14 protein-coding genes are annotated in these 15,077 nt (G+C 69.5%); 8 read left to right on the top strand and 6 right to left on the bottom strand.

Annotation, left to right across the window (positions count from 1 at the left end):
• Positions 1 to 116: 116 nt before the first annotated feature.
• Genes G328_RS16715 through G328_RS14380 form a run of 3 tightly spaced genes read left to right on the top strand, consistent with a single transcriptional unit; the run spans position 117 to position 3,426 of the window.
• Entirely contained in the window at positions 117 to 1,151 is a 1,035-nt protein-coding gene (locus G328_RS16715; RefSeq protein WP_019618357.1) for an LLM class flavin-dependent oxidoreductase, read from the top strand.
• Positions 1,148 to 2,746 carry a DUF7059 domain-containing protein gene (locus G328_RS0105570; protein WP_019618356.1) on the top strand — a complete coding sequence of 533 codons (1,599 nt, stop codon included), beginning with the start codon at positions 1,148 to 1,150 and terminating at the stop codon, positions 2,744 to 2,746. The genes G328_RS16715 and G328_RS0105570 overlap by 4 nt, the downstream gene beginning before the upstream one ends.
• Before the next feature lie 59 nt (positions 2,747 to 2,805).
• Positions 2,806 to 3,426: a GNAT family N-acetyltransferase gene (locus tag G328_RS14380; RefSeq protein WP_019618355.1), complete on the top strand. Its 621-nt coding sequence runs from the start codon at positions 2,806 to 2,808 to the stop codon at positions 3,424 to 3,426.
• Here the strand turns inward: G328_RS14380 and G328_RS0105560 are convergent.
• The 3 genes from G328_RS0105560 to G328_RS0105550 are packed head-to-tail and all read right to left on the bottom strand — an operon-like array spanning position 3,362 to position 6,090.
• On the bottom strand, positions 3,362 to 4,819 hold the full coding sequence (locus G328_RS0105560) for an MFS transporter (RefSeq protein ID WP_019618354.1): 1,458 nt from the start codon (positions 4,817 to 4,819) through the stop codon (positions 3,362 to 3,364). The genes G328_RS14380 and G328_RS0105560 overlap by 65 nt on opposite strands.
• A 10-nt stretch (positions 4,820 to 4,829) precedes the next feature.
• Complete coding sequence (locus G328_RS0105555; RefSeq protein ID WP_019618353.1) at positions 4,830 to 5,675, bottom strand: M56 family metallopeptidase; 846 nt, start codon at positions 5,673 to 5,675, stop codon at positions 4,830 to 4,832.
• A 10-nt stretch (positions 5,676 to 5,685) separates the two neighbouring features.
• On the bottom strand, positions 5,686 to 6,090 hold the full coding sequence (locus tag G328_RS0105550; RefSeq protein ID WP_019618352.1) for a BlaI/MecI/CopY family transcriptional regulator: 405 nt from the start codon (positions 6,088 to 6,090) through the stop codon (positions 5,686 to 5,688).
• Positions 6,091 to 6,317: 227 nt separating this feature from the next.
• Between G328_RS0105550 and dnaK the strand changes: the two genes are divergently transcribed.
• From dnaK to G328_RS14375, 5 genes are all read left to right on the top strand, one after another.
• A complete protein-coding gene (gene dnaK / locus G328_RS0105545) occupies positions 6,318 to 8,189 on the top strand; it encodes a molecular chaperone DnaK (RefSeq protein WP_019618351.1) in 1,872 nt (623 codons plus the stop codon).
• 2 nt (positions 8,190 to 8,191) lie between these two features.
• The gene (locus G328_RS0105540) at positions 8,192 to 8,875 is read left to right on the top strand and encodes a nucleotide exchange factor GrpE (RefSeq protein WP_019618350.1); all 684 of its coding nucleotides are present in this window, start codon (positions 8,192 to 8,194) and stop codon (positions 8,873 to 8,875) included.
• Between the two features lie 111 nt (positions 8,876 to 8,986).
• On the top strand, positions 8,987 to 9,976 hold the full coding sequence (locus tag G328_RS0105535; RefSeq protein WP_019618349.1) for a DnaJ C-terminal domain-containing protein: 990 nt from the start codon (positions 8,987 to 8,989) through the stop codon (positions 9,974 to 9,976).
• 60 nt (positions 9,977 to 10,036) lie between these two features.
• Positions 10,037 to 10,492, top strand: a complete 456-nt coding sequence (locus G328_RS0105530) for a heat shock protein transcriptional repressor HspR (RefSeq protein WP_019618348.1) — start codon at positions 10,037 to 10,039, stop codon at positions 10,490 to 10,492.
• Between the two features lie 51 nt (positions 10,493 to 10,543).
• Entirely contained in the window at positions 10,544 to 11,512 is a 969-nt protein-coding gene (locus G328_RS14375; protein ID WP_019618347.1) for a M15 family metallopeptidase, read from the top strand.
• Positions 11,513 to 11,580: 68 nt separating this feature from the next.
• On the opposite strand, the gene G328_RS0105520 is transcribed toward G328_RS14375, so the two are convergent.
• The 3 genes from G328_RS0105520 to G328_RS0105510 all read right to left on the bottom strand — a co-directional run bounded on the left by G328_RS0105520 (position 11,581) and on the right by G328_RS0105510 (position 15,067).
• Positions 11,581 to 12,258 (bottom strand): DedA family protein, encoded by a 678-nt coding sequence (locus G328_RS0105520; protein WP_019618346.1) that lies wholly within the window; start codon positions 12,256 to 12,258, stop codon positions 11,581 to 11,583.
• Positions 12,259 to 12,321: 63 nt separating this feature from the next.
• Positions 12,322 to 14,277, bottom strand: coding sequence for a DUF2207 family protein (locus G328_RS0105515; protein WP_019618345.1), 1,956 nt, complete (start codon positions 14,275 to 14,277; stop codon positions 12,322 to 12,324).
• Positions 14,278 to 14,314: 37 nt separating this feature from the next.
• Positions 14,315 to 15,067, bottom strand: coding sequence for an HAD hydrolase-like protein (locus G328_RS0105510; RefSeq protein ID WP_019618344.1), 753 nt, complete (start codon positions 15,065 to 15,067; stop codon positions 14,315 to 14,317).
• Positions 15,068 to 15,077 lie beyond the last annotated feature (10 nt).

Raw genomic sequence — 15,077 nt, 5'->3', positions numbered from 1 at the left:
GACCGGCTGGGCGGCCGCGGGTTGTTCCATTGTGCCCAAGTTGATCTTGCTCCGAAAACCGGGCGGCGCGCATCGTGCGCCGGAATGACCGATCACCCCCGCGCGTTGCAGCCGATATGACTGCGATCTCGGTGCTCGACCTCATTCCGCTCAACGCCACCCAGACGCTCGCCGAGGCGCTCGCCGACTCGCGCGCGCTCGTGCGGCGGGCGGATGCGCTCGGCTACTCGCGGTACTGGGTGGCTGAGCACCACAACTCGGGCGCGATCGCCTCGACGTCGCCGGCCGTCGCGCTCGCGCACCTCGGCGAGGGCACGAGCCGCATTCGCCTCGGCTCGGGCGGCGTCATGCTGCCGAACCACTCGCCGCTCGTGATCGCCGAGCAGTTCGCGCTGCTCGAGGGGATGTACCCGGGCCGCGTCGACATCGGCCTCGGGCGAGCGCCCGGCACCGACCCGATTACGGCGCGGGCGCTGCGCCGCGACATGTCGCGTGAGACGGTCGACCGGTACCCCTCCGACGTGCTCGAGCTCGCGGGCTACCTCGGCGACGTGCACGAAGAGATCGACGCCGAACTGTTCACGAAGCTGCGCGCGGCCGCCGACGTCGCGAACGTGCCCGACATCTGGCTGCTCGGCTCGAGCCTCTACTCGGCCGAGCTCGCGGGCATGCTCGGCATGGCGTACTCGTACGCGAACCACTTCGCGATGAACGGCAACGCCGTCGAGGCACTCGACCACTACCGCGAGCACTTCCGCCCTTCGGCGCGCCTCAGCGAGCCGAAGGCGATGGTGTCGGCGTCGGTGCTCGTCGCCGACTCGCTCGACGAGGCGCGCCGCCTCGACCTACCGACGCGCGTGTTCAAGTACCAGCTGTTCGCCGGCAACATCGGTCCGACCATGTCGCCCGACGACGCGGCGACGTTCTCGCAGCGTGTCGTAAACGCCGACATCTGGCACCGCGCGAGCGGCAGCCAGTACGTCGGCCCCGCCGACCTCGTCGCCGACGGCCTGCGCCGGCTCGTGCAGGTGACGGGTGCCGACGAGCTCATCGTGCAGCCGAACGGCTACGACCTGCCGACGCGCCAGCGGTCGGTCGACGACCTCGCGGCCGAGTTCGAGCTCCCCGCGGCTGCAACAATGAACGAGTGACTTCGCAGTTCGATAATCCCGCCGACGCCCCCGCGACCGACGACCAGGCGCGACTCGACCGCATCCGCGCCGCCCTCACCGACGCCGGCTACACGGTCGACGGCGTCGAGGCGCTGATCGGCCCCGACGCGGCCGCCGCCCTGCACCGCGACCTGCTCGTGCCCGCGAGCGTCGCGCTCGCCCGCGACGCCGACAAGAACCCGCCGCTCGCGGCGCTCGTGCGGCTGTTCCTGCTCGCCGAGCCGGTGCCCGCCGCCGACCTCCCGGCCGCCGACGACCTCGCCGCCGCGGGCATCCTCGAGGCGCCCGACGCCGCCGGCCGCGTTGCCTGCCGCTTCGACATTCGGCCCTACGCGGTCGCCTCGGGCGACGACACGGTCGACCTCTTCGTCGCGAGCGACCTCGGCGGCCTGCAGGTGCCGGCCGATCAGCCGCTGCGCCGCGACCACGTCGTCGGCATCGGCCCCGCCACGACGAACCTCGCGCAGCTCACGCCCCGCCAGCCGGTCGCCCGCGCGCTCGACCTCGGGGTGGGGATGGGCGTGCAGACAATGCACCTGCTGCAGCACGTCGACTTCGTGGTCGCCACCGACATCTCGGCGCGCGCGATCGAGTTCGCGCGCTTCAACCTGCTGCTCAACGCCCCGGCGCTCGGCCTCGACGCGGCCGACCTCGACGCGCGCGTCTCGCTGCGCGTCGGCGACCTGCTCGACCCCGTCGCGGGCGAGGAGTTCGACCTCGTCGTGACGAACCCGCCGTTCGTCATCACGCCCCGCCGCGACGGCGAGGGCGCGAGCGACCAGTACACGTATCGCGACGGAGGCCGCCCCGGTGACCGGCTCGTCGAGGAGCTGATCCGCGGCCTCGGCGCCCACCTCGCGCCGGGCGGCATCGCGGTCATGCTCGGCAACTGGGAGGTGCACGAGGGCGACGCGACCTGGCACACGCGCCTCGAGTCGTGGCCCGACGCCGCGACCGACCTCTGGGTGGTCGAGCGCGAGCGCGCCGAACCGATCGACTACGCCGACATGTGGCTGAAGGACGCCGCCGAGAACCGTGAGCTTGAGAGCTGGCGAGACCAGTTCGCCCGCTACCTCGACGACTTCGCGTCGCGCGCCGTCGAGTCGGTCGGGATGGGCCAGCTGCTGCTGCACCGCCCGGCCGAGGCCGCGGCCGGTCATGACGCGGTGCGCCGCTTCGAGGTGCTGCCGCACCAGCTCGAGCAGCCGCTCGGGGCGCGGATCCGCGACACCTTCGACGCCGACGACTGGCTGCGCGAGCGTGACGACGCCGACCTCGCCGACGAGACGTTCCTCGTCGCCCCCGACGTCACCGAGGAGCGCTGGACGCTGCCCGGTAACCCCGACCCGTCGGCGATTCTGCTGCGGCAGGGCGGCGGTTTCCGCCGCACGTTCCCCGAGTCGACCGAGCTCTCGTCGTTCGTGTCGGTCTGCGACGGCGACCTCACGGCGCGGCAGATTCTCGTCGCGATCGCGGCGCTGCTCGAGGTAGACGAGGCCGAGCTGCTCACGTCGGTGCTTGCCGACGTGCGCGAGCTCGTCGCGCTCGGATTCCTCGTGCCCGCCTGGACGTAAGTTCTCCCAGCGCGAACCGGGGGTGCCGCGCGGCCAGCGTGCTCGCTAGCCTTTTCCGCATGGCCGAAATCAACATCCGCCGTGCAACCGCCGCCGACCTCGACGACCTCGTGCGCATCCACAGCCGCGCCTGGCAGGAGACCTACGCCGGGAAGATCCGTCAGGAACGCATCGACGAGCTGAATCAACCGGGGGCGCGCGAGCGAACGTGGCTCGAGGCGTTCGCCGACGCCGAGGCCGACCCCGAGGTGCGGCCCGCGATCGGCTTTGTCGACGGCGAGCCCGCGGGACTCGCGCTCGCCCGCCCGAGCGTCGACGGCGACTCGCCGAACGCGACCGAGCTCAAGACGCTCTACACCCTCGCGCCCGCGTACGGCACGGGCCTCGGGCGCGCGCTCGTCGACGCCGTGCTCGGCGACCGCGCCGCCTGGCTCTGGATGCTCGACGGCAACGAGCGCGCCGAGCGGTTCTACGCGAAGCTCGGGTTCGCCCGGTTCGAGGAGCCCGTGTGGCGCTGGCCGAACGCGTCGAAGCCCGACGTGCGGCTCGTCCGCGGCGCGCAGGGCGACCGAGAGCCGAGCCTCGACGCGCTGCCGAGCCTCAGTGAGCCAACCCTCAGCGCTGTTCCGGTGTCGCGCCAAGCGCAGCCACTCGAGGCTTCGCCGGTACCGTCAGCATGATCGCGAGGCCGATCGCGAGCGTGAGCAGAATGCCCCACACGCCTGCCTTCGGCACCATGAGCCACGAGATGAACGCGAAGTAGAGCAGGTTTGCGATCCAGCCGGCGGCGCGGCTCGTCGTCGCGTAGAGCCCGAACACGGCGCCTTCGTGGCCCGAGGGCACCGAGCGCGACACGTACGTGCGTGACGCCGTCTGGATCGGGCCGACGAACAGGCAGAGCACGCCGGCGATCACCCAGAACCACACCTTCTCGTTCGGCGTCGCCATGAGCACTCCGCCCGCGATAAGCATGAGCGCGAGGGCTCCGACGATGATCGGCTTCGGGCCGAGGCGGTCGTCGAGCCGGCCGGCGACGAGCGTGCCGATGCCCGCGACGAGGTTCGCGAACACCGCGAAGTAGATGACCTCGCTGCCCGAAAAGCCGTACACCTGCGCCGCGAGCACGGCGCCCCACGCGAACACGGCGTTGAGCCCGTCGCGGAAGATCGCGCTCGAGAGCAGAAACTGCAGCAGCTTGCGGTCGGTGCGCCACAGGTGCACGATCGTGCGCCACAGCTCGGCGTACGCCTGCAGCAGCGACACCTTCGGCACGTCGCGGCGGTGCGCCGACTCGGGCACGCGCCGGAGGATCGGAATGAGGAACCCGATGAACCAGAGCGCCGCGACGACGATCGTGAGGCGGATGTTCAGGGCCTGGCCGTCGGTGCCGGCGGGGGTCGCGAAGATGCCCGCGCCCGGCGCATCCCCATTGAAGTCCTGAATGAACAGCACGAGCACGACGAGCAGCAGCACGATCGAGCCGATGTAGCCGAGGCCCCAGCCCGTGCCCGAGACGCGCCCGACGTTTTCGCGAGTCGCGACCTGCGAGAGCATCGCGTTGTAGCTCACTCCCGCGAGCTCAGAGAACACGATGCCGAGCGCGAGCAGCAGCGCCCCGAAGAACAGGAACTTGTGGTCGGGCAACACGAGGAACATCGCGAGCATCGCCGCGATCGTGATGCCCGAGAACACCGCGAGCAGCAGCTTGCGTCGCCCCGAGCCGTCGGTCGTGCGGCCGAGCGCCGGCGCGAGAATCGCGACGATGATCGCCGCCGCGAGGTCGAGCCCCGAGATCACCTGCTGCGAGCCGGCCTGGGCGGCGAGGTAGACCGGGTCGTTCGGGTCGGCGGCGCCCGCGGCGACCGCGGCCGGGTCGAGGAACAGGTCGGAGGCGAGGTAGGTCGCGAACACGAACGTCACGACGATCGCCTGGAACGCCGAGTTGCCGACGTCGTAGAGCTGCCACGCGAAGGCCTGTCGGCGCTGCTCGCGCGGGGTCAGCGTGGTGCCGTCGATCGTTTCGAGCGGGGCGGCGTCGGCCCGCTCGCCGGTGGGGGCGTCGTTGGTGCTCACGCCCCGAATCCTAGGCGTCGTCGGTGACGCCGAGGCGAATCGGCTCGGGCACGCGCTCGGCCGAGGGGCGCGGCCAGCGTCGGCGCGTGAGCCGCTCGGCCCGCACCTCGGCGATGGGGTCGTTCGTCGCCGCGGCCATGCGCACAAGCGCGTTCGCGAGGTTTGCGGCGCCGGCCTGCGTGCCCGCGGCGTCGTCGGCGGCGAGCTCGGTGAACAGCCGGGTCGCGCGCTGCAGCCCCGTACTCGCGGCGAGCCAGTGCGGCAGCGTGCGCGCGTTCGTCTCGGCGATGCGCACGAGCCAGCCGTGGCCCTGCTTAAGGTGCGCGTACTCGTGCGCGAGTACCGCCTGCAACTGCGGGCGGGTGAGGATCTCCTCGAGCCCGGTCGAATAGAAGATCTCGGCCTGGCCGTGGGTGGTCGTGCCGGGAACGGCGCACGCGAACGGCCGCGGGGTGTCGATGCGCACGAGCGTCACGCCGCGGCGGCGGTCGACCCCGACGGCGTGCGAGCGGAACTCGTCGATGAGCTCGCGCTCTCCCTCGAGCACCGGCTCGGCCTCGCGGGTGACGGTGAAGATCGTGCCGACCACGACGACGAGCGCGAGTACGGGCGTCGCGAACGACACGACGGCGTCGAACTCGGCGGTGACGACCGGATGCTCGGGCGGGTTGAGCGCGTCGCTCACCGCGAAGACGATGGCGCAGCCGGCGAGCAGGTTGCCGACCGCGAAGCTCGCGAACCAGAGCACAAGCGCGCGTACCGGATGCAGCACCTGCCACGTGCCGCGCGCGAGGAGCTTCGGTGCGACGATGAGCAGCACCGAGGCGAGCAGCAGGGCGACGAGGCCGGGGATCATGGCGGCCGCGCTAGCGGGTGGCAGCTCCGCCGCCGTCGAGCGCGCGACGTAGGAAGTCGAGGTCGTCGCCGTCGAGGTTGCCGGCGAACTGCATGAGCGCGACCTCGCGGTCGGCGACGCGGTCGAGCGCCGCGAGCATCTGCTTGCTCGCCTGCTCTTCTTGCGAGCGGGTGGCGCGGTAGCGCACCTTGCGGGGCGAGGTGGCCTCGCGCTGCACGGCGCCCTTCTTCTCGAGGCGGCCGAGCACCGTCACGAGCGTCGTGTACGCGGGCGTCGGGCCGTCGAGCGCGTCGTCGTGGTCGGCCTCGAAGCTCGTCTGAATGTCGCGGGCGGAAAGTGGCGCCTCGGCGTTCCAGAGCACGCGCATAATCTGCGTCTCGAGCTCGCCGCGTTCGCGAGTTCGTGTTCCGGGCATCCTGCAGCCCACCTCCTTGGCAACTACGTGTTGTCGTAATGATAGCCGCGGCCGCAGGCGGCGGTAAGGGGTCGGATGCGCGCCACAAGACTTGAGTCGGGTTCACTCAACTCTCAGCTTTCGCAACTTGACACGCTGCGGCTCAACATTAGACTTGAGCTAGATCGACTCAGGGTTCGAAGAGCCCGGTCGAGCAGAACTTTCCAACTCACAAGGAGCCAGAACATATGTCACGTGCAGTAGGTATCGACCTCGGTACGACCAACTCCGTCGTCGCGGTTCTCGAGGGTGGCGAGCCGAAGGTCATCGCCAACGCCGAGGGCCTGCGCACGACCCCCTCGGTTGTCGCGTTCGCGAAGGACGGCGACGTCCTCGTCGGCGAGACCGCGAAGCGCCAGGCGGTCACGAACGTCGACCACACCATCGCCTCGGTGAAGCGCCACATGGGCACCGACTGGACCAAGTCGGTCGAGGGCAAGACGTACACGCCGCAGGAAATCTCGGCGCGCATCCTCTCGAAGCTCAAGCGCGACGCCGAGACCTACCTCGGTGACTCGGTCACCGACGCCGTCATCACCGTGCCCGCGTACTTCAACGACGCCGAGCGCCAGGCCACGAAGGAGGCCGGCGAGATCGCGGGCCTCAACGTGCTGCGCATCATCAACGAGCCCACCGCCGCGGCCCTCGCGTACGGCCTCGACAAGGGCAAGGAAGACGAGCTCATTCTCGTCTTCGACCTCGGTGGCGGTACGTTCGACGTCTCGCTGCTCGAGGTGGGCAAGGACGACGACTTCTCGACGATTCAGGTGCGCGCCACGGCCGGTGACAACCGCCTCGGTGGCGACGACTGGGACGACCGCGTCGTGAAGTACCTCACCGAGGAGTTCAAGAAGCAGACCGGCGTCGACGTCTCGAACGACAAGATCGCGCTGCAGCGCCTCAAGGAGGCCGCCGAGCAGGCGAAGAAGGAGCTGTCGAACTCGAGCAACACGAGCATCCAGCTGCCCTACCTCTCGCTCACCGAGAACGGCCCCGCGAACCTGGACACGAGCCTCAGCCGCGCGAAGTTCCAGGACCTCACGAGCGACCTGCTCGAGCGCACGAAGAAGCCGTTCAACGACGTCATCGCCGAGGCCGGCGTGAAGGTCTCCGACATCGCCCACGTGGTGCTCGTCGGTGGCTCGACCCGTATGCCTGCCGTGAGCGACCTCGTGAAGCAGCTCACCGGTGGCAAGGAGCCGAACAAGGGCGTCAACCCCGACGAGGTCGTCGCCATGGGCGCGGCACTGCAGGCCGGCGTGCTGAAGGGCGAGCGCAAGGACGTGCTGCTCATCGACGTCACCCCGCTCAGCCTCGGTATCGAGACCAAGGGTGGCATCATGACGAAGCTCATCGAGCGCAACACCGCGATTCCGACGAAGCGCAGCGAGACCTTCACGACGGCCGAAGACAACCAGCCGTCGGTGCAGATCCAGGTGTTCCAGGGCGAGCGCGAGTTCACGCGCGACAACAAGCCGCTCGGCACCTTCGAGCTCACCGGCATTGCCCCCGCGCCCCGCGGTATTCCGCAGGTCGAGGTGACCTTCGACATCGACGCGAACGGCATCGTGCACGTTTCGGCGACCGACAAGGGCACCGGCAAGGAGCAGTCGATGACGATCACCGGCGGCTCGAGCCTGCCGAAGGAGGACATCGACCGCATGGTGCGCGAGGCGCAGGAGAACGAGGCCGAGGACAAGAAGCGTCGCGAGGCTGCCGAGCAGCGCAACGTCGCCGAGACCACGGCCTACCAGGTCGAGAAGGTCATCAAGGAGAACGACGAGAAGCTCCCCGCCGACGTGAAGAACGAGGTGCAGGCTGATGTCGACGCGCTGAAGACCGCGCTCGCGGGCGAAGACGACGAGGCCGTGAAGACCGCGTTCGAGAAGCTCAACGAGTCGCAGACGAAGCTCGGCCAGGCGCTCTACGCCACGCAGCAGGAGGCCGGCGAGGCTCCGCAGGCGCCCACCGAGGGCGAAGCGACCTCGAGCGACGACGAAGACATCGTTGACGCCGAGATCGTCGACGACGAAGACGACCGTAAGGACGAGGGCAAGTAACCATGGGCGACGAGAACCCGAACGACAACCAGAACGAGCGCGAGGAGCCGATCGTCAACGACAAGCGACGCATCGACCCCACCACCGGGAAGGTTCGTGGGCAGGGTTCGGCCGAGGAGACCGGCGAAGAGCTGCCCACGATCTCCGAAGAGGAGCTGAACACGCTGCTCGAGGAGGCGATGAGCGCATCCGCCGCGAGCGACTCGAAGCCCGCCGCCGACCAGGCTGATGATGCCGAGGTCGTGGCCGACGAGGAGGCCGTGCAGGATGACCCGCACGGCTACCTCGCCGACCTCAAGCGGGTGCAGGCCGAGTACGCGAACTTCCGGCGCCGCACCGAGCGCGAGAAGGAGGAGCTCGCCGCCCTCGCCACCGCGAAGGCCGCGAAGCAGCTGCTTCCCGTGCTCGACGACCTCGACCGGGCCGACGCCGCGGGCGACCTGCCCGAGGGCAGCCCGTTCCAGGTCATCGCGAGCAAGCTCCGCGCGAGCGTCGAACGCCTCGGCGTCGAGCGCTATGGCGAGAAGGGCGAGCCCTTCGACCCGCAGCGGCACGAAGCGATTGCGCAGCTGCCGAACCCCGAGGTGACCGAGGCGACCATCGCCGACGTCGTCGAGGTGGGGTACCGCATCGGCGACCGCGAGATTCGCGCCGCCAAGGTCGCGGTGTTCGTTCCCGGCGCCTAATTCGCACCGCAGTGCGGCCCCGGATGGGGGATGCGGCCGGTGCACCACCACCCGTATCCCCCATCCGCCCGGCGGTGAGCCCCAGGTTTCACCGCCCGAAAGGAGTAGTGCATGGCCAGCCAGGACTGGTTTGAAAAAGACTTCTATAAGACGCTCGGGGTCGACAGCGAGATCAGCGATGCCGAGCTGAAGAAGGCGTACCGCAAGCTCGCGCGCAAGTATCACCCCGACTCAAACCCGGGCGATAAGGCCGCCGAAGAGAAGTTCAAGGAAATCTCTGAGGCGTACGACGTGCTGAGCGACGCCACGACGCGCAAAGAATACGACCAGATTCGCGCGATGGGCTCGGGCGCGCGGTTCTCGGCGGGCCCCGGTGGCCCCGGCGGGCAGGCCGGCTTCGAAGACCTCTTCGGCGGGCTGTTCAACCAGGGCGGCGGCCAGTACTCGTACCGCCAGTCGCCCGGCGCGGGCGGCTATGAAGACCTCTTCAGCATGTTCGGCCAGGGTGCCGGCGGGTTCGGCGGCCGCGGCTTCGGCCAGGCCGGCCCGCAGCGCGGCGCCGACCAGCGCGCGCAGACGACCCTGAGCTTTATGACCGCGTTCCGCGGCGACACGATCGACCTGCAGGCCGGCGACGGCCGCGTCATTACGGTGCGGATTCCCGCCGGTGTGAAGGATGGGCAGAAGATTCGCCTGCGCGGCAAGGGCGCGGCGAGCCCGAACGGCGGCGAGCCCGGCGACCTCATTCTCGAGGTGTCAGTGCGCAGCCACCCCGTGTTCTCGCGCGACGGCGACAACATCGTCGTCACGGTGCCGGTGACGTTCGCCGAAGCCGTGAACGGCGCGAACATCGAGGTGCCGACCCCCGACGGCACGACCGTTCGGGTGAAGGTTCCGGCGCACTCGCAGTCGGGCAAGCGGCTGCGCGTGAAGGGCCGCGGCGTGCCGAAGAAGCACGGCGCCGGCGACTTGCTCGTGCGCATCGAGGTCGCCGTGCCGCAGAATCTCAATAGCGAGCAGCGCCGCGCGCTCGACGACTTTGTCGCGGCGAGTGGCCCCGAGAGCCCGCGCGACGACCTGCTGCGCGAGGCGCGCAGCTAAGCACGACTAATAACCACCACATCCAATACACGACACATCCAATAACAGAGGGAGGGGAAGATGATGCGCTCGACTGATCCGCACGACGTTGACGAAGACGCGCCCGTTTTCCCCATCGCCGTTGCCGCCGAGCTCGCGGGTATGCACCCGCAGACGCTCCGGCAGTATGACCGGCTCGGCCTCGTCGTGCCGGCCCGCACGGCGGGTCGCGTGCGCCGGTACTCGCTCGCCGATGTCGCGAAGCTCCGCGACATCGGCGCCCTGAGCGAGGCAGGCGTCGGCCTCGAAGGCATCTCGCACGTCGTGCGCCTGCGCGAGCAGGTGCAGGAGCTTAAGCGCCGCGTGCGCGAGCTTGAGAGCGAGGTGGAGTCGCACCGCCAGCGCTCCCGCGAGCGCGTGTTCGCGGCCGGCTACGGCGAGGTGATCGCGGTCGCCCGCGGCCAGCGCGTGCGCCGCAACGAAATCGTCGTGTGGCGGCCGAGCCCCGACGACGAGACCGGCGCGCCGCTCGACTGAAGCACCGCTTGGGCGTGCGAAACTACGTTCGTTCCCCCGAGAAAGTGACACATGACGTCGACACCGAGCACGCCGCCCGAACCTTCGGCCGAAGCCGCGACCGGCTCCCCGAACTTTACGAAGCGGCGCTGGGCGGTGGGCCTCGCTGGCGTCGCCGCGCTCGCGGTAGTGGGCCTCGGGTTCGCGGCCGTGACCGACTGGGGCGCCCCCGCGAACGTGCTCACCGTCGTCGAGCCCTCGGCGTCGACGACTGGCGCCGGGACTGGCACTGGTACTGACTCGAGCATCCCCGGCACCGACACCGCACCGACCGGCACGCAGGCCGCGCCGACCGGGACGCAGACGCCCGGCGGCCAGACGCCGGGCGCGACCGCGACGCCAGGCGCTGACGGGCGACCGGCAACCGCGCTCGACTACGACATCTCGTCGGGCGACAGCGTGACGGTGCTCGTGAACAAGCACTACTCGCTCGAACCCGTCGACTACGCGCCGAAGCCGCTCGTGAAGATCACCGATCTCGGGCTGCCGTCAATGAACGATCACTCGCTGCGCAAAGACGCCGCGCTCGCGTTCGAGGACATGTACGAGGCCGCCGAGAAGGCCGGCCACACGCTCGACATGACGAGCGGCTACCGCGACTACGACCTGCAGACGGAGCTCTACGACGGCTACGTCGACGACATGGGGCAGAAGGCCGCCGACCTCACGAGCGCCCGCCCCGGATCGAGCGAGCACCAGACGGGCCTCGCCGCCGACATCTCGGCGCCGGGGGAGTCCGACTGCATCCTCACCGAGTGCTTCGCCGAAACCGACGCGAGCGCGTGGCTCGTGAAGCACTCGTGGGAGTACGGCTACATTCTGCGCTACCCCGACGGCGAGACCGCGACGACCGGGTACGAGTTCGAGCCGTGGCACTACCGCTTCATTGGCGTCGAAGCGGCGAAGGCGTACCACGAGTCGGGCGCCGCGAACTACGAGGACTTCCTCGGCGTCGAGCCCGCGCCCGGCTACGAAGACTAGGCGGCACCCCACCTCCGCCGACTGACGGCAATTTGCGGCATTTTCAGCGAAAATGCCGCAAATTGCCGTCAGTTCGCGATGGAGTCTGCGGGGATCTCGGCGCGTTCGCGGCGCTCGCGGCGGCTGCGAAGGAACGCGCCGATGACGACGGGCAGCACCGACACGAGCACGATGACGATCGCGAGCACGTCGATGTTGTTCTTCACGAACGGGATGCCGCCGAGCAGCACGCCGACGAGCGTCAGGCTTCCCACCCAAGTGACGGCGCCGAGCACGTTCCACATGACGAAGCGGCGATACGCGAGGGCCGCGGTGCCGGCCGCGAGGGGTACGTACGTGCGTACGATCGGCACGAACCGGCCAAGCACGAGCGCGAACGGCCCGTACTTCGCGAAGAACTGCTCGGCGGTCTCGAGCCGCTCGGTCGTGAGCAGCCGCGCATCCGTCTTGAACAGCCGTCGCCCGAACCGGCTCCCGAGCCAGTAGCCCACCTGGTCGCCCGCGATCGCCGCGGCGAGCGCGACCACCGCGACCACCCACGGGTTGAGGTGCAGCTGTGGCGAGAGGATCGCCGCGGTGACGAGCAGCGAGTCACCCGGCAGGAACGGGAACAGCACCCCCGACTCGATAAAGATGATGACGGCGACGCCGGCGAGTACCCACGGGCCGAGCGCCGGCAGCAGGGTCTCGGGGTCGAGCACGTCGCGGAGCCCCGTTGCGACGGGAGCGGCAGAAAGAGCGAGCATTCCACCGAGGGTACCCGTGCCCGAAAGCTGACGCCCGAGCCGTGTCGGCCGGTTGCCTGACGCCTACCGCCCGCCGACCGAGCCGCCGCCGAAGCCGCCGCCGGCCGAACCGCCGCCCGAGAACGAGCTCGACGAGCCGGAGTAGCCCGACCCCGAGCTCGGCGACGTGTAGGTGGGGTTCACGATGCCGATCTGCTGATTCGCCCAGACGATGCCGGCGGCGCGTCCGCTCACGTACGAGGGCTGCGCCTGCGCCTCCTGGTACTTCGTCTCGATGAGCTCGGCCCACTCGTCGGACATGCCGAACAGCACAGCGTAGGGGAGGAGCCGCTCGTAGACGTGAATCACCTCGATGGGGTTGGGGCCCGCGCCCGTCACGCGCTCGGCCGTCTCGGGGCCCTGCAGCGCACGCAGGCGATCCTCCTCGGCGAGTTCGAGGTACTGGCGTAGGCCGTGAAGCTCGGTGAGCGCCACGCGGCCCTCGTGCGTGAGCTGGCGCTCGTTCGTCGCCAGCACCCCGAACAGCGTGATGAGCCCGACGATCCCGAAGAGCCCCGACACCATCGGCACGAACATGAGGTCTTCGGCGACGTGACCGCACTGAATCACGAGGAGCACGACCGCGGCGACGAACAGCGCGAGTGCGAGCGCGGTGATGCGCTTGCGCAGCCGAACCGCGGACGACACCTCGGCGAGCTTCGCGTTGTGCACGCCCTTCACCGCCGAATTCGCGAACTTGCGCCACGAATCCGCGAGCTTCTTGCTGTTCGGCGCGAGCAGCGTCGACTCGCCCTCTTGATTCATCCGCAGCACCTGGTTCCGGAACTTGCGCGTCTGCGACGGCAGTTCCTCGGGCTCATTCGCGAACCGCACCCGCACGAGCGGCTTGCCGCGCCGCTCCGCCTCTTCTTCGAGCGTGACGCCGCCGCGCACGGCCGTGTCGAGCACCTGGGCACTGAACGCGGGGCGGTCCTTCGGCTCGCGGCCCGCCTGCAGCAGTACGGCCGCACGAATCGGCGAGATGTCGGTCGAGTACCGGGTCACGATCGGGGTGAGCGGCTTCGGCTTGCGCGACCGCTGCAGCGCGATGAAGGCGGCGATGGCGACGAAGAACAGCAGCACGACGGCACCGAAGTTGAGCTGCTGCGTGGTGCTGAGCTTCTCGAACCAGTTCGGCAGCTGCACCGAGTCGCCCGACATGCGCAGGTCGAGGGTGACGTCGTTCGTGCCAAGCTCGATCGGCGCGATGGTGATGACCGTCGTGCTCGCATCGAGCGGCTCGGACGGCGTGAAGTCGTCAGTGCCCGGTTCATATTCGTCGCCGGGCACGACGTCGAACGCGCACGGGACGTCGCTGAAGGCCTGCCCGACGAAGCAGTTCGCGTCGAGCCCCTCGTAGCCGGGCTCGTCGCTCCACGACGGTAGCTCCTGCACCGCATCCCAGAGTGTCGTGTCGATGCGCACCTGCGCCGAGAACGAGTCGATCGCCTGCTGCCGGTACGGCGGCGTGAGGTTCGGCGCGTACATCGCCTCGGGGTTCGTGTAGTCGCGCTCGGTGAGCGTGTTCACGAGGGAGTACTTGATGACGTACGTCGTCGAGCCCTGCACGTAGTTGTCGTCGCCGACGAGAATGACGTAGTCGTTCGCGCCCCACTCCTGCTCGGTCTCGTACGGCACGGGGTTGCCGTCGGGGTCGGTGACCGACACGTCTTCGATGCGCATCGTTGACTCGCCCATTTCGACCGGAATCGCGCGCACAATGCCGCGGTTCTGGTCGAAGTCGGGGAACTCTGCGGTGATCGTCTCGGTGAAGTCCGAGCGCACGACCTGCCCGCCGAACAGCCCCTCGTCGACCGAAACGTCGATCTCGGTGCGCCAGCTCGAGAAGTTGAAGTTCTCGACGTCTGCGCGGGCCTGCCCCGAGGGTGCGAACACGAGGAGCAGCACGGCGACGAGAGCGGCGGCGAGCGCACCGGCCGAGAAACGGATGGCGGGTCGCGAGCGGAGGCGAGGCGTCATGCCTCCACCCTCTCAGAACGGCAGGCGTCGCCCCAACCTACGAGCGATGGATGCCGAGCACCTCGCGAAGCTCATCCGGCGTCGTCGCGACGGCGACCGAGTCGGCCTCCTCACCAAGTCGGCCGTAGCCCCACGTGATGTACGTGCAGGGCACGCCATGCGCGAGCGAGCCCTGCACGTCGTAGAAGCGGTCGCCGATCATGAGCACGTTCGAGAGGTCGTGGCCCGCGCCGCGCAGGCGGTGGAGCGCCTCGGCGACGACGTCGGCCTTCTCTGACCGCGATTCGTCGTCGGTCGCGCCCGTAATGAACTCGAACTGCTCGGCGAGCCCGTACGACTCGAGCACGCGCGCCGCGGCCGACTCGGGCTTGCTCGTCGCGGTCGACTGCGGGATGCCCCCGGCGTGCAGGTCGCGAATGATCGCGCCGACGCCGGGGAATTCGGGCGAGGCGAGCAGCCCCGATTCGTTGTAGATCTCGCGGTAGGTCTGCAGGGCGTGCGTGAGCTCAATCGCGTCGTCGAGGCCCTCGGCGCGGAACGTGTCGATGATCGGCGGCCCGACGTAGCTGCGCAGCGTCTCGTCGCTCGGAATGTCGAGGCCGAGCACGTCGTACGTGCGCCGCATCGCGTCGACGATGCCCTCCGCCGAGTCACTGATCGTGCCGTCGAGGTCCCAGAGCACGGCGGTGTAGGGCGCAGTGCCGGTGCCGTGCGGCAGTTGCACCTGCCGCGGCGGCAGGGATGCGGCGGGCTGGACGAGACGCGCTTCGGCGGATTGTTCGGGGCTCACCCGGCCCAGC

The organism is [Zimmermannella] faecalis ATCC 13722 (assembly GCF_000381765.1).
Taxonomy (GTDB): Bacteria; Actinomycetota; Actinomycetes; order Actinomycetales; family Microbacteriaceae; genus Gulosibacter; species Gulosibacter faecalis.
This window is presented reverse-complemented; position numbering and strand designations above follow the sequence as displayed.

Coding starts and splice junctions, on each gene's coding strand:
- G328_RS16715 (WP_019618357.1), top strand. CDS start 117: ATGACTGCGATCTCGGTGCTCGACCTCATTCCGCTCAACGCCACCCAG.
- G328_RS14380 (WP_019618355.1), top strand. CDS start 2,806: ATGGCCGAAATCAACATCCGCCGTGCAACCGCCGCCGACCTCGACGAC.
- G328_RS0105555 (WP_019618353.1), bottom strand. CDS start 5,675: ATGATCCCCGGCCTCGTCGCCCTGCTGCTCGCCTCGGTGCTGCTCATC.
- G328_RS0105550 (WP_019618352.1), bottom strand. CDS start 6,090: ATGCCCGGAACACGAACTCGCGAACGCGGCGAGCTCGAGACGCAGATT.
- dnaK (WP_019618351.1), top strand. CDS start 6,318: ATGTCACGTGCAGTAGGTATCGACCTCGGTACGACCAACTCCGTCGTC.
- G328_RS0105540 (WP_019618350.1), top strand. CDS start 8,192: ATGGGCGACGAGAACCCGAACGACAACCAGAACGAGCGCGAGGAGCCG.
- G328_RS0105535 (WP_019618349.1), top strand. CDS start 8,987: ATGGCCAGCCAGGACTGGTTTGAAAAAGACTTCTATAAGACGCTCGGG.
- G328_RS0105530 (WP_019618348.1), top strand. CDS start 10,037: ATGATGCGCTCGACTGATCCGCACGACGTTGACGAAGACGCGCCCGTT.
- G328_RS14375 (WP_019618347.1), top strand. CDS start 10,544: ATGACGTCGACACCGAGCACGCCGCCCGAACCTTCGGCCGAAGCCGCG.
- G328_RS0105520 (WP_019618346.1), bottom strand. CDS start 12,258: ATGCTCGCTCTTTCTGCCGCTCCCGTCGCAACGGGGCTCCGCGACGTG.
- G328_RS0105515 (WP_019618345.1), bottom strand. CDS start 14,277: ATGACGCCTCGCCTCCGCTCGCGACCCGCCATCCGTTTCTCGGCCGGT.